At 37.7% G+C, this 14,929-nt stretch carries 10 protein-coding genes and 1 pseudogene; 3 read left to right on the forward strand and 8 right to left on the reverse strand.

The features are described from left to right. Window positions 1-294 precede the first annotated feature (294 nt). Entirely contained in the window at window positions 295-1,503 is a 1,209-nt protein-coding gene (locus NNJ85_RS05740) for an MFS transporter (RefSeq protein WP_254474327.1), read from the forward strand. 395 nt (window positions 1,504-1,898) lie between these two features. Here NNJ85_RS05740 and NNJ85_RS05745 read toward each other — a convergent pair whose 3' ends face one another. From NNJ85_RS05745 to NNJ85_RS05775, 7 genes are all read right to left on the reverse strand, one after another. Further along, entirely contained in the window at window positions 1,899-3,701 is a 1,803-nt protein-coding gene (locus NNJ85_RS05745) for an acetolactate synthase 3 large subunit (protein WP_254474328.1), read from the reverse strand. Between the two features lie 237 nt (window positions 3,702-3,938). After that, the gene (gene miaA, locus NNJ85_RS05750; RefSeq protein WP_254474329.1) at window positions 3,939-4,811 is read right to left on the reverse strand and encodes a tRNA (adenosine(37)-N6)-dimethylallyltransferase MiaA; all 873 of its coding nucleotides are present in this window, start codon (window positions 4,809-4,811) and stop codon (window positions 3,939-3,941) included. A gap of 798 nt (window positions 4,812-5,609) precedes the next feature. After that, window positions 5,610-7,136, reverse strand: coding sequence for a Do family serine endopeptidase (locus NNJ85_RS05755; RefSeq protein WP_254474330.1), 1,527 nt, complete (start codon window positions 7,134-7,136; stop codon window positions 5,610-5,612). A 149-nt stretch (window positions 7,137-7,285) separates the two neighbouring features. Next, window positions 7,286-8,221 carry a protease modulator HflC gene (hflC, locus tag NNJ85_RS05760; RefSeq protein WP_254474331.1) on the reverse strand — a complete coding sequence of 312 codons (936 nt, stop codon included), beginning with the start codon at window positions 8,219-8,221 and terminating at the stop codon, window positions 7,286-7,288. Window positions 8,222-8,223: 2 nt separating this feature from the next. Next, a complete protein-coding gene (gene hflK / locus NNJ85_RS05765) occupies window positions 8,224-9,369 on the reverse strand; it encodes an FtsH protease activity modulator HflK (protein ID WP_254474332.1) in 1,146 nt (381 codons plus the stop codon). Window positions 9,370-9,489: 120 nt separating this feature from the next. After that, window positions 9,490-9,999, reverse strand: a complete 510-nt coding sequence (locus NNJ85_RS05770) for a dihydrofolate reductase (protein WP_254474333.1) — start codon at window positions 9,997-9,999, stop codon at window positions 9,490-9,492. Then, window positions 9,996-10,790, reverse strand: a complete 795-nt coding sequence (locus NNJ85_RS05775) for a thymidylate synthase (protein WP_254474334.1) — start codon at window positions 10,788-10,790, stop codon at window positions 9,996-9,998. Before NNJ85_RS05775 ends, NNJ85_RS05770 begins: the two co-directional genes overlap by 4 nt. A gap of 218 nt (window positions 10,791-11,008) precedes the next feature. Between NNJ85_RS05775 and NNJ85_RS05780 the strand changes: the two genes are divergently transcribed. Further along, entirely contained in the window at window positions 11,009-12,316 is a 1,308-nt protein-coding gene (locus NNJ85_RS05780; protein WP_254474887.1) for an MFS family transporter, read from the forward strand. A gap of 918 nt (window positions 12,317-13,234) precedes the next feature. Next, window positions 13,235-14,497 (forward strand): annotated as a pseudogene (locus tag NNJ85_RS05785) (MFS transporter). 67 nt (window positions 14,498-14,564) lie between these two features. Here the strand turns inward: NNJ85_RS05785 and NNJ85_RS05790 are convergent. Then, window positions 14,565-14,870 (reverse strand): DUF2853 family protein, encoded by a 306-nt coding sequence (locus NNJ85_RS05790; RefSeq protein WP_254474335.1) that lies wholly within the window; start codon window positions 14,868-14,870, stop codon window positions 14,565-14,567. Window positions 14,871-14,929 lie beyond the last annotated feature (59 nt).

Consider the following 14,929-nt stretch of genomic DNA (forward strand, 5'->3'; position numbering starts at 1 on the left):
TGAGAATTATATTGAAAAAGCTTGTCAAAATATAGCATCTTTTATGAAGAGCGCTTAATGTCGGCAGAGCTAATGTTTGTAAAATTTATCTTATATCGTATCGCTAGCATATCAAATTTGCACAACACATCATAGGTTATTTTCTTAAATTAAGCGTATTTCTTAGCTTTCATATGAATACCAATCGTATTGACAGATTTTTATGTAATTAGCATAAAATACCAATTTATTGTTGCAATCATTATTAAAAAAGGCAATTTTATTGGATTACTCTTTAATTGGAGGGAGGGCATAGTGGGCAATAATAAATTTATAGAAAAAAATTATTATAGATGGATTATATTACTTGTTGCCACTATCGCTCAAACATCAGCCTGCTTCTTTGTTCAAGGGATTGGTCCTTTAGCTGAATTTTTTAAGAAGGGTTTCTTGCTGAGTGACTCTCAGATAGGTTTGCTGTCTTCAGCAGCGCAGCTCCTACCTATTATTGGATTACTTGTAGCTGGCGAATTACTAGACAAGTTTAACGAGCGCTATATTGTTGGTGGTGGCGCGGTCGGCGTTTCTGTCACTCTTTTGTTGGGAGCAATCGCAGATAACTATATTTCCCTTTTGGTTTGTTTGCTCATTGTCGGGGGATTTTATAGTTCTGTTCAACCCGGTGGTGCTAAATCTGTTTCTTCATGGTTTCCACAATCCCAGCGCGGATTTGCAATGGGAATAAGACAGGCGGGGCTACCATTAGGTGGAGCTTTGGCTGGGATAATTCTTCCTGCGAGTGCACTTATCTATGGTATACAAGGCACGTTTTTGGTCGGTGCCATCGTTTCTTTTTTAGGTGGATGTATATTTATTATTTTTTATCACTCACCAGCAAAAGATATTGCTATCGTTCCTGAAAGCAAGGCAAGAGTTTCGTTCTATGCAAATGTAAGGTCTCGTCTTGCAATGTTAGCTGCGCCGCATATGAAGAATATTATTTTTTCAGGCGTTTCACTTACGATAGTTCAATATGTTTTAACCATATTTATAACGATTTATTTTCATAGAATTTATCACCTGTCTTTAGATAAAAGTGCTTATTTGTTTTTTGTTTCACAAGCTTCTGGTGCCTTAGGAAGAATTATCTTAGCAGCGTGGAGTGATCATTGTAGAAAAGGACGATTTTTTCCTGTCTTGTTTTGCATGATTGCAGTCGTTTTTGGATTATTAATATTAATTTTGGGCATTCGTGGATCCATAATTTATTTAACTCTTTTATCTGCTTGGTTAGGTTTTTTTGGCATGGGATGGTATGGCCCTTGGGTTGCTTATATTATAGACTCTTCGCCGAAAGAAAGCATTGGCTTTTCTCTGGGTTTAGCAATGTCTGTAAATCAAATCGCAATTATTACTGCTCCACCATTATTTGGATTAATCCAAGATTTTGCAGACACTTATTTACTAACATGGCTGATTTTAATTTTAATGATTGTTTTTTCACTTTTCTTAATAAAAAAGTAGGCAAATATAATTGGAGAGGAAATTATAATGATAAAGAAAATACTTTTGAGTTGAGCAATGGCTAAAGAAACAAACTTTGGGAAGCTTTAAACCATGTTATTTATGATCCATACGATGGTATTGAATATTCGGTTGAGCTAAAAAAATGTATTATCCAAAAAATGCAACGAAATAGCTATTAATGTGAACATATGAATTTAAAAAAAACAAACATCGCGTACAAATAAATAATACACCCCATATCTTTAAACAAAGCCCCATGTCTTTAAACAAAGAATGAAAATCATAAAATGAACTTTAGGGATAATAGGAATCCTCTACAAAGAAGGGACAGAGATGAAGACTCCAAAGACTTCATCATCACTGTCCTTCACCATTTTGCTAACATATTCATTTTAGACAAGAATTTTCCCTGCAGAAGAAACAGCATTTGCAATAGTTTCCTCGCTTGCTTCATCAGGTAATAACATCTCATCATGGGCACATCCCGATGGGATCATGGGAAAACAATTTTCTAAATGATAAACACGACAATCAAAAAGAACAGGCTTATCACTGTCAATCATTTGCTGAATTTTATCATCAAGTTCATCGGGTTTTGAACAATAAATTCCCACCGCTCCATAAGCTTGTGCCAATTTCACAAAGTCAGGCATCGATTCCGTATAAGAGTGAGAAAGACGATTACCATGCAGCAATTGCTGCCACTGGCGAACCATTCCCATATATTGATTATTTAAAATAAAAATTTTCACGGGTGTGTCATGCTGAATAGCTGTTGCAAGCTCTTGAATATTCATCTGAATGGAAGCATCACCAGAAATACACATAACAAGCGCATCAGGATGGGCTATTTGCACACCAATCGCCGCAGGAAGACCATACCCCATCGTTCCAAGACCACCAGAAGTCATCCAATGTTTTGGTTCATCAAAGTGATAATATTGCGCTGCCCACATCTGATGCTGTCCAACATCCGTTGTAATATAAGCACGAGCATCTTTGGTTAGTGCATAAAGCCGTTCAAGAGCATATTGGGGCATGATAACATCTTTTTTTTCCATATATGCCAATGAATTACGAGCTCTCCAGCGATTAATTTGCGTCCACCATATTTTTCGACTTTCTTGATCAAACTTTGATTGATCTCTATGCAAATGTTGCATTATATCTGCCAAAACATGCCCCACATCGCCAATAAGTGGAACTTCTGCTTTGACGATTTTATTAATTGCAGAAAGATCAATATCAATATGAATAATACGTGCATGAGGTGCAAACGCATCAAGGCGCCCTGTGATACGATCATCAAACCGAGCTCCAACAGCCAACATGACATCACAATCATGCATGGCCATATTAGCCTCATAGGTTCCATGCATTCCCAGCATTCCGAGCCAATTTTTTCCAGAAGCAGGATAAGCACCAAGTCCCATTAAGGTTGAAGTAATTGGAAAATCTCCCCATTGAACCAAATTACGTAAGAGCTGGATAGCCTCCCCTCCCGATGAAATAACACCACCACCAGAATAAATAACAGGGCGTTTTGCCTCAACTAAAAGAGAAACAGCCAATTTGATCGTCTCACAATTATTCCCTTTCAACGATAGAGAAGAATGCAAAGACTCTTGAACTTGAGGCGCCCTATAAAATCCTGAAGCAAATTGAATATCCTTGGGAATATCAATCAAAACCGGTCCTGGGCGTCCCGAACGCGCAAGAGAAAAAGCTTCATGAATAATATTCGCAAGATCATTGACATCTTTAATCAACCAATTACGCTTCGTACAAGGCTTTGTAATTCCAACTGTATCAGCCTCTTGAAAAGCATTGGTTCCAATTAGCGTTGTCGCTACCTGACCAGAAAAACAAACAAGAGGGATAGAATCCATGAGAGCATCTTGCAAAGGTGTCACAGCATTCGTTGCTCCTGGACCAGAAGTTACAAGCATAACACCAACCTTTCCAGTACTGCGTGCATAGCCTTCAGCAGCATGCCCCGCTGCTTGTTCATGGCGTACCAAAATATGCTGGAGTGTATCTTGGTGATAAAGAACGTCAAAAATAGGAAGAACTGCCCCACCGGGGTAACCAAAAATATGTGTAACCCCTTGATCTATAAGAGCCTGAACCACTATTTCAGCCCCCGACATTACTTTTCCATCTGCACTCTCTTGCTGTCTTGGATCATTTCTCATTTTTCCCACTCACCTACTTGATAGGACAATAAAAAAGCCCCTAACGGAGCCCATAAAAAAAGACTCTCAAGGAGCCCACTACACAACACATATTGTATGATCTCCCCCTTTATTCCAACGCATAAAATATATAAAAAAAATTCCTTATAAAGAAATTTTTAATTCCATTGAATCCATTCGTCAATAAAAAATTAATATTTTCTCAAAAATTTCTTCTTAAAGCTCCAGTTTTTTTCATCAAGAAGTAAGTATCCATTCTTCATCAAATTGATGACGAAACCATGTCATTTGTCTTTTTGCGTATCTCCTCGTTTGTGTTTTCACCGCTTCCAGAGCATTTTCAAAGCTTCTATCTCCATCCAAATAAGCCATAAATTCAGGTATACCAATCGCTTTCATCGCTGGTAACGAAGGGGAAAGCATCAGTTTCTTTATGGCCACCACCTCTTCTAAAGCCCCTCTTTCAATCATAGAGTCCAAGCGTTTATGAATGCGTTCATAAAGCAAAAGGCGGGGTGGCATGAGAAGAATTTTTTCAGCACAATGGGACACAATGAGAGGCGTTGTTTTTTGCTTCTGCCACCAACTGAGCTTCTCACCGGTTGCATCATAAACTTCTAAAGCACGAACAATACGCTGTCCATCTTGCGAAGAAATCTTTTCAGCAACAACAGCATCAATCTGTAACAATTGGCGATAAAGACTTGCAACGCCCTCTTTATCAAGCAGCAAGCGCCATTTCTGCCGCACAACATCTGGAACATGAGGGATTTGCGAAATCCCCTCCAAAAGAGCACGAAAATAAAGTCCTGTTCCACCAACAAAAATAATGGATCTCGATGTAAAAGTAACTAACAGCTTCTCAACATCACACAACCATTGTCCTACTGAATAATTCAAACGAGGACTCACATGACCATAAAGATAATGGGGAACAATCGCGGTATCAGCTGCCCTCGGCCGTGCCGTTAAAATATTTAAAACGTCATAAACCTGCATTGAATCAGTGTTAATAATGAGAGCATTTCTTTCTTGAGCCATTTGCAAAGCAAGTTCTGATTTCCCACTTGCCGTGGGCCCTGCTATCAATGTAATTGTTCCCTGTGTCATGAAGAGCAATTCCTACCAATCAGAAACTTATTGCAACATGCATAACCACCTGCAAAGCCCCTGTATTTTTTCTCCATTATTATAAAGTAAAAACTTTATAATAATACGAACAAGACTTCACCTTTAAGATAAAGAAAATCCTTATGAAAATTATAAAACAGAAAAAATGGACTTAATAACAACATCAAAGGAATTTTCAAGAACCTTTTGCGATCATACTTCAATAATAAACTCTAGCCATAATCATTCCGTCCATTAGGCCCTTTGTCTTCATTTATGACAATAATATTAAGCTAAACTTATACAATCAAACAGATTTATTTTTCCTATAACAACAGCATATTGCTTTAGCTTAAGAATAAAAGCCCCAGCAACTTTCTTCTTCACACTTTCTTTGGTATCATTATTTTTTTTCATTCATCACAAAGAAAGATGTCAATATATCGATAGCTTATTGAGTCTAACGCCATTTATCTATTTACCTGCAAGCTCCATAAGATTGATTTATTTTGCTCCCTCTCTCACCAGAGACGATATCAATACCATTCACCTGCGCGACAGAAATTATAAAAATCTCTTTAAGAAAGATGGAAAATATGACTGCTAACTTGTACTTTTATTTAGCGCAAAAATGGAGCCGTCCAATGGACTTTATGTCATACAATCCACACTCTCCATCGTGAAATAGACTTTAAAAAAAATACTAGATAGATATCAGGTTGAGCTACTTAAATACCCATATATTAAGGCTAATAAAAACAAAAAAACGAATTCTTCAAACATCAATCCTATAAGGCATCAATCCATTGGGATCGTTACGAACCGTAACTCTCCATCTGGACGCGCTATGATGAATAGAGCGTTTTTGCGCCCAGCTTCACGTAATTTATGAAGACGTTTTTTAGCCTCATCAATTGTTGTTATAGCACTCTGATTGATATCAACAATCACTTCACCAACGCGAATACGCTTTTTATCCGCAGCACTATTTTGTGCAACAGATGTCACAACGAGTCCTCGAAGTTTATCTGAAATTGAATAATGATGACGCAAATCCTCTGTCAATTCAGATAACATCATGCCCATCAATTGCATTGTCACACTTTTTGGCAGATCATTACCTTTTTTATCATCGACTTCTTCTTCTGTATCTTCATTGTCATCGGTCTCAATCAAACGTCCAAGCTTAACTTTTACGGTTTTTTCTTGCCCATTCCGAAAAATAGTGACATCCACAACTCTTCCTTCTGAACTCTCCGCGACTAAACGGGGTAAATCACGTGCATACTTAATTTTGGAATTCCCAAAGGAAAGAATAACATCTCCTGTTTGCAACTGGCTATTATCGACATTATTTTTTTCCGTCTGTTCTATTTTACCAGCCACCAACGCTCCCACAGCATTGTCTAGTTTTAAACTTTTTGCAATATCCTCTGTCACCGGCTGAATACGAATAGCCAACCACCCACGCCTTATTTCTCCAAAATCACGCAACTGGTTAATCACAGAAAGAGCCATATCCGACGGAATAGCAAACCCAATACCGATTGATCCTCCAGAAGGGGAAACAATGGCTGTATTAATGCCAATGACTTCACCATTTCTATCAAATAACGGACCACCAGAATTGCCTCGATTAATCGCTGCATCTGTTTGAATAAAATTATCATAAGGACCAGCATTAAGATCACGGTTACGAGCAGAAATAATACCAACCGTTACACTCCCACCAAAACCATAAGGATTACCAATAGCCATAACCCAGTCACCAATACGCGCTTTTTCTGAGTCACCAAAACGCACAGCTTTTAATTTTTTACGTCCCGCATCCACTTGAAGCAACGCTAAATCCGTTTTGCTATCCTTACCAAGGAGCTTTGCCTTGAGTTTTGTACCATCCGTAAAATTCACTTCAATATCATCAGCATCAACGATAACATGATAATTTGTAACAATAAGCCCTTTTTGCGCATCAATTACAAAACCAGACCCCAAAGAACGCACCTTTTGAAATTGACTATTTTTTTCCCCTTCTTTGGGTGTTAAAAAATCATTAAAATATTCTTCCAGCAATGAATCTTTGGGAATAACGGGTATCGAAGTATTTTCATCCTGTTCTGTTCCTTCAACAGTCTGTGCCGTAGAAATATTCACAACCGTCTCCAAAAGCTCAGAAGCTAAATCAGGAACAGAAGGCAATGTCTTATTTGTCTCCGCGCTCCAAGACAAACGCATGGATTCTAATAAAAGCAAAATCACACAAAAAACAACTCTTGTGATAAAAGACTTCAAAAATATATTTCTACTCACGATACTTCTACCCATGACATGCCTTTAAACCAAAGCTGTAAAGAGCCTTACTCAATATTTATTATGCAAAATCAGTACGGCTTAACATTCTCTTACATTCATCATAAAAACAAAGAGCTATAGAGGATACTGCTCATACGAGTACCCTCCATACATTGTTTCATCTATTCCCCACTGGACTTTGAATCAGTTTTATTCAAATTAGGACTCATTGTTGATGAAAGTTTTTTCTTTGCTTGCGGAGAATTTCGAAAATAAAAAAAGAAATCCTCATTTGGTGAAATCACCATCGGTATTCTCTCTAAATTCTTATACTGCTCCATGGCTAACCAAAAATCGTAAAAAGATGGATTAGCTTCTCGCGCTTTGAGTAAAATGCGAATACTTTCAGCCTGTCCTTCACCGCGGGTAATTTCAGCATCACGCTTTGCAGCCGCCACAATTTCTTCATATTCACGATTTGCCTCTGCAACGATACGATCTCGTTCTTGTTGACCACGAGCGCGAATATTTTCCGCAACCGCTTCCCGCTCCGCAGCCATTTGCCGATAAACATCTTCTGAAACAGCATCGGTTAAATCGGTTTTTCGAATACGTACATCAACAATCTTAATACCCAGCGAACCTGCATCTATAGAAAATTGCCTTTGAACCTCAGCCATCATCGCACCTCGTTCATCCGATAAGGCTGCTTTAAATTCTCGCTTACCATAAACAGCCCGCAAAGCGTCAATAAAGCGTGGTGCAAGATTTTCACGTGCTGCAATTTGCGGACGCCCTGAAGCAATACGCTGTAAAAATAATTTAGGATCCGTAATACGATAAATAAAAAACGCATCCACTTCATAATAAGCCCCCCCACGAACTTGCACAGATTGTGTAGGAACATCGTAACGCAACAACCGATTATCCACCACAATCATCTTATCTACAAAAGGTATTTTTACATAAATTCCAGGATTAGATTCTACCTTAACAATCTGTCCAAAGCGCTTAATAGCAACTTGTTGACGAGGATAGACAATAAAAAATGACATCCACAACATGACCAAAAAAATTATTATGGTACTAAAAACAAACAAAAAACGAGACTGCTGCATGATTAACGTCCTCCAGAAATCTGAGTACCCAAGAGCGATGTAGAACGTGCTGATTTTATCTTTGCTTTTTCTGATAAATTATGATGCAGCAATTCATTCAAAGGAAGATAAGGCACCGCAGGAGAATTAATTTGATCGAGAACCAATTTATTAGGTGAAGAAAAAATACGCCCCATCGTCTCCATATAAAGACGATAACGCGCAGCCTCTGGTGAAATTGCAGCCTCACGAGCTATGGCCTGAAAACGTTCAGCACGCCCTGTCGCCTCTTCAACCATTTGTGCTTTTTCACCTTTTGCGATCTCCCGTGTCCGTGAAGCTTCACCATTTGCTAAACCAATTTTTGTAAAACGCACACGATTTCCTTCTTCAATCATTCGTCCACGTTCTTGCTCAGCCTGCTGCACAGAATTAAACGCCGCAGCAACTTTGGTAGGAGGAGCAGCTTCACTAATCGATACACGGCTTATTTCAACCCCGAGTTGATATTTATCGACAGTCAACTGGGTAATCTTTCTCACATCGTTAGCAACTTCTTCTTTTTTATCACGTAAAACATCATCAACAGGTCTTGAGCCAATGACCTCTCGCATTGCACTTTCAGCGACCTGACGAACAGTTCCTTCTTGATTATTCACATTAAATAAAAATTGCCCTGGATGTGAAATGCGATAGTAAACAGAAAAATTGACATTCACAATATTTTGATCACTCGACAGCATCAAGCCTTCACTTTGTTGTCTCTGTCCAGGCTGTCCACCAATTGCAATTGTTTTTTCCGTTAAAGGGACTTTCATATAAGTCTCAATGGGCCAAAAATGAAAATGCAACCCATCACCGATAATTTCTTCCTTAGGCACGCCGAAACGTAATTCTACGGCTTGCTCATTTTGTTGAACAATATAAAGTGACTGATAGAGGAAAAAAAACACAGCAAGCAGAAGGAACAAGACAAAAACGCCCCCTCGACTAAATTGTTTAAACTGATCCTGTCCTTTACGCAAAATATCATCAAGATTGGGGCCATTTCCGCCACCATTATTACCACCAGAACCAAAAAGGTTCTTAGCTGATGTTTTTTTATCACCGCTGTTTTTATTTTTATCGCCACTCCACGGGCCACCACCATTTTGATTTGTCCAGGGCATTATCACCTCTTTAACTAACTACCATTCATTCAAATACCAACCCTTCACTTAAAGCCTATAGGGTTCCTCTTATCTCAATTACACAACGGATAAACCCTTTCCACTTCATATGACAAAAAATTATTTCCGCTCATAAATAACAAAACGTGTCGGATGACTATCTTTATCCCCTTTTGGAATATCTTGTGTTTGCACAATAGTCCATTTTTCTTTATCAAAAATAGGAAAAAAACAATCACCATCTATAGAAGCTAAAACTTCTGTAAGGAATATTTTATCAGCAATCCCCACCCCTTGTTGAAAAATTTCAGCCCCACCAATAATAAAAATTTCCTCTACATTCTTTTGAGAAACAACACTTGTTGCAAGAGAACAAGCTTGTGATAAAGAATGCGCAACAACAGCCCCTTCAGTGCTAAAGGTACAATCGCGCGTAATGACGATATTTGTGCGCCCTGGTAAAGGTCTCCCGATAGAGTCCCAAGTTTTTCGCCCCATTATAATAGGCTTACCCAACGTCAACGCCTTAAAGCGTTGCAAATCTGTCGATAAATGCCACGGCATTGCACCTTCACGACCGATAACACCATTTTCTGCAACAGCAGCAATTAAACAAATGGAAATCCTCATATTGCTACCGGCGCTTTAATATGGGGGTGTGCATCATAATTAAGCAATTCAAAATCCTCAAATTTAAAAGAAAAAAGATTTGTTACCGTTGGATTTATACGCATATAGGGCAAAGCATTTGGTATACGAGACAATTGATATTTTGCCTGTTCAAAATGATTAGAATAAAGATGCGCGTCCCCCAGCGTATGAATAAAATCACCAACTTTAAGGCCACTGACTTGTGCAATCATCATCGTTAACAATGCATAGGATGCAATATTAAATGGAACCCCTAAGAAAATATCCGCCGAACGTTGGTAAAGCTGACAGGATAATTTACCCTCAGCAATATAAAATTGAAAAAAACAATGGCACGGAGGCAAAGCCATCTCCTCTATTAATGCAGGGTTCCAAGCTGATACAATCAGGCGACGAGAATGAGGTGTCTCCTTAATCATCGTCAGCAGATCACTGATTTGATCAATATGGCGTCCATCAGGAGCAGGCCAAGAGCGCCACTGATACCCATAAACAGGACCAAGATCACCCTTTTCATCAGCCCATTCGTCCCAAATAGATACACCATGCTTCTTTAACCATGCAATATTTGTATCGCCTTTAAGAAACCATAAAAGCTCATAAATAATTGAACGTAAGTGTAATTTCTTTGTTGTTAACAATGGAAATCCTGCTTGTAAATCAAAGCGCATCTGATAGCCAAAAATAGATCGCGTCCCCACTCCCGTCCGATCTGTGCGATCAATACCCTGATTTAAAACATGCGATAAAAGAGCAAGATATGATTTCATAGAGCTATTATGTCCGATTCTTTTCATTATAGAAAATAAAAACTATAAATCCGGATAAATATAATTCAAATCTTTTTCCGCAAACATCTTACACAAGAAATTATCATGATCTGAGTAAAATTTTGATGCAAAAGATAAAATACTATAGACAGCTTCTAAGAAAATAACATAGAGGGATAATGACAAAGATGGATGAACGTAAAATGAAGGGATTGACTATGGAAAAACAAGAATCTTTAGCACCACATGATACAAAAAAACGTGTTCTTTCGATCATATCGAGTGCATCAGGGAATCTGGTAGAATGGTATGATTTTTATGTTTATTCTTTTACATCTATTTATTTTGCCTCACAGTTTTTTCCCTCCAATGGAGATGTTGTTACCGAACTTTTAAAATCTTCCTTCGTCTTTTTTATAGGCTTCCTCATGCGTCCAATTGGCGGTTGGCTCTTTGGATTTATTGCGGATCGTTATGGACGTAAACGCTCTTTGCTGATTTCTGTTTTTATGATGTGTGGTGGTTCGTTTCTCATCGCTCTTCTTCCTACATATGAAACGATTGGAGCAGTAGCACCAATTCTTCTTATTTTACTCCGCATGCTTCAAGGGCTCTCAGTCGGCGGTGAATACGGAACAACAGCGACTTATATGAGTGAAGTTGCTCTTAAAAAACGTCGTGGTTTCTTTAGCTCGTTTCAATATGCCACGCTCATTGGAGGTCAACTCCTTGCAAGTTTGGTTATGTTTATTCTAGCCCTCTATCTCTCTGAAGATCAATTAAAAGCATGGGGCTGGCGTATTCCTTTTGCGATTGGTGGATGTGGCGCAATTGTTGCGATTTATCTGCGTCGTTCACTTCACGAAACAACCACTAAAGAAAGCCGCTCTAAAAAACAAGCTGGCAGTCTTAAAGAACTTCTACGCAATCACACAAAAGCGTTCCTTTTAGTTATCGGTTTTACAGCAGGAGGATCGCTGACATTTTATACCTGTACGACTTATATGCAAAAATATCTGATAACAACAACCGGATTTGATAAGCATACTGCGACAACAATAATGACTGCCGCACTATTTGTTTTTATGCTACTCCAACCGCTCTTTGGTTCTCTCGCAGATAAAATTGGCACAAAAGCTTCACTGCTTATTTGGAGTTCCTTATCTATCATCTTTACAATTCCTGCACTTAAAATTATTGGAAACACTAATGATATGTGGGTTGCTCTCTCTATTATTATTGGCATGCTTTGTATTATGAGCTTTTATACGTCCGTCTCTGGTATCGTAAAAGCAGAAATGTTTCCTGCTTCAATCCGAGCAATGGGGGTTGGTCTCTCTTATGCTATTGCTAATGCGCTATTTGGTGGTTCTGCTGAAGCTGTGGCGCTTGAATTTAAAAAAATCGGCTATGAATCTATATTCCACTTTTACATAGCCGGCATGATGATCATTGCCTTCATCGCAATTCTCTTAATGCCAGATGCTCGTAAAAAAGGGTATTTACAAGGAGATGATATCGATTAACTTTTTGATCCTAACAAAAAAGCCCAGAATACTGGGCTTTTTTTATATCTTCTCTACGGGAATTTAAAACTTACACTTTTTTATTTTTATCCCTCTAAACACGCTAAAGAAGAGATTTTCTTTCCTCCCGCGTGGGACGCTTATAAAAATAAATGGTTCCACACTGTTATGAAGAGATGCTTTTGGGGCTGAATTTCGTTTACTGAAGACAAAAAACATTTGATTTATTTTAATACTTCTATTCTTCATCAAAATCGAAGCCAAACAATTACCCTCCAAGAGGTTTTATCAATAATAAATGACACATTGTCTCATGCTTTTGTTTAATACATTCTTTTATGGTCGCCTACATGCAAAACAAAGCCCCCATGAAAAATAGAAAATACCCATTATGTTATGGACTTTCGCACTTTTTAAAGATACGTCTCTCAAATATACTCAAGTTCATTTCACGACACAACATCAAACCTATAAGCCCAAAACAGCATTAATCACTCTAGAAAAAATCTTACAGTGAGACCACTAAAATTTAAGTTGCAATATCATTCTTTTACCATTGTAAGTTTTTAACCTCTCCATTAGCCTCTATAAAAGAATATAATTATGAAATAAACGTAATAATTACAAACAGTATAAATTAAATTATAACTCATAATATAATTTAATTTAAATTTACTTGCTTTATTTATATTAATATAAATATTGTTTATTATTTTTAAGCTGCAAAGAAAAGCTCTTAAAAAAATAAAAATACAACAAATGATCTTAAAGTGTTTTCCTAAGAAATTATCATAATACAATTAAGTTTTTACGATACAGATCATCAACAACTTTGACGAGTAAAAAATTATCAATGTAAAAGAGGGAAACATCATGAATCACTAAACAACTTTAGATCCACATGATACAAGAAAACGTATTTTTGCTATCATATCCAGTGCCTCAGGAAATCTGGTAGAATGGTACGATTTTTATGCTTCCTCCTTTGCATCGGTTTATTTTGCATCACAATTTTTTCCTGAAAATGAAGATATTGTTACACAACTGTTAAAAATTGCAGGAATCTTTTTTATTGGCTTTCTTATGCGTTGTATTGGAGCATGTCTCTTTGACTTCATTGCTGACCGCTATGGACGTAAACGCTCAATGCTTATTTCTGTTTTTATGATGTGTGGTGGTTCTTTTCTCATTGCTATACTTCCCATCTATAAAACCTTGGGAATAACAACAGCCTTTCTTCTCCTTTTAATCCGTATGTTTCAAGGACTTTCCGTTGGTAGTCAATATGGTACAGCAACCACTTATATGAGCGAAGTTGCTCTTAAAAAGCATGGTGGGCTTTTTGCTTCTTTTCAATCAGCACCCTTACTACAGGTCAGCTTCTTGCCAGTTTCATTATATTTATTTTAGCATCTTATCTCTCTGAAGATCAGTTAAAAACATGGGGATGGCGTATTCCTTTTGCGATTGGTGGATGTGGCGCAATTGTTGCAATTTATCTGCGTCGTTCTCTTCATGAAACAACCACTAAAGAAAGTCGTTCTAAAAAACATACAGGTAGTCTTAAAGAACTTCTACGCAATCACGGAAAAGCATTTCTTTTAGTTATCGGTTTTACAGCGGGAGGATCGCTGACATTTTATACCTGTACGACTTATATGCAAAAATATCTGATAACAACGACCGGATTTGATAAACATACTGCGACAACAATAATGACTGCCGCATTATTTGTTTTTATGCTGCTCCAACCCATAGCGAGAATCATAGCCGATAAAATTGGGACCCAAACTTTACTCATCATTTGGAGTATACTTTCTGTGCTCTTTACATTTCCTGGACTCTGGATAATCGGTAACACCCATAATATATGGGTTGCCTCATCCGTCATTATTGGTTTGCTCTTTATTATGAGCATGTATACATCCATCTCTGGTGTCGTAAAATCAGCCATGTTTCCCTCTTCCATACGTGCATTAGACGTTAGCATCTCTCATGCTATTGGCAATGCCTTATTTGGCGGTTTTGCTGAATATGTCGCGTTTGAATTTAAAAAAAGCTGGATATGAAGCACTCTTTTATTTTTACATAACTATCATGATAATCATGGCTTTCATTGCACTTCTCTTTGTCCCAAGTGTGCATAAAGGAGGATATCTCCAAGAGGATGAAAAACGTTAACGCCTTCTATAAACGAAAAAGCCCAAGAAATTGGGCTTTTTTATCATTATCAGAAATTTAATATTATTTAAATTTTATCAAGTGCATTGAGTTGCTTAGCGACTAAATAATAAAAAATTATACGTCTTTTTCTACGCTCTCCAGCCATCATCTGAGCAACTTTTGAAACAGCCATTTTAGCACTCTTCTCATCAGCTTCTAAAATATCTTGGACCCATTTTTGAACACGTTCTAACTCTTTTGGATCGGATGTTGCAACAAGCGCTGCATCCTGCTTTTTCATCACCAAAGCTAAACGATGGCTAAGTCGTTCGACTGCTGCTATATCGGGATTTGGATCATATACTTTAATATCTGCTAGATTATTTGTCATTTTGCATCGTCTCCTCTTCAAAAATGAGCAACTATACTTTTATAGCCGCATCATATAGC

It is taken from the genome of Bartonella sp. B1098 (assembly GCF_944896145.1).
GTDB lineage: Bacteria > Pseudomonadota > Alphaproteobacteria > Rhizobiales > Rhizobiaceae > Bartonella.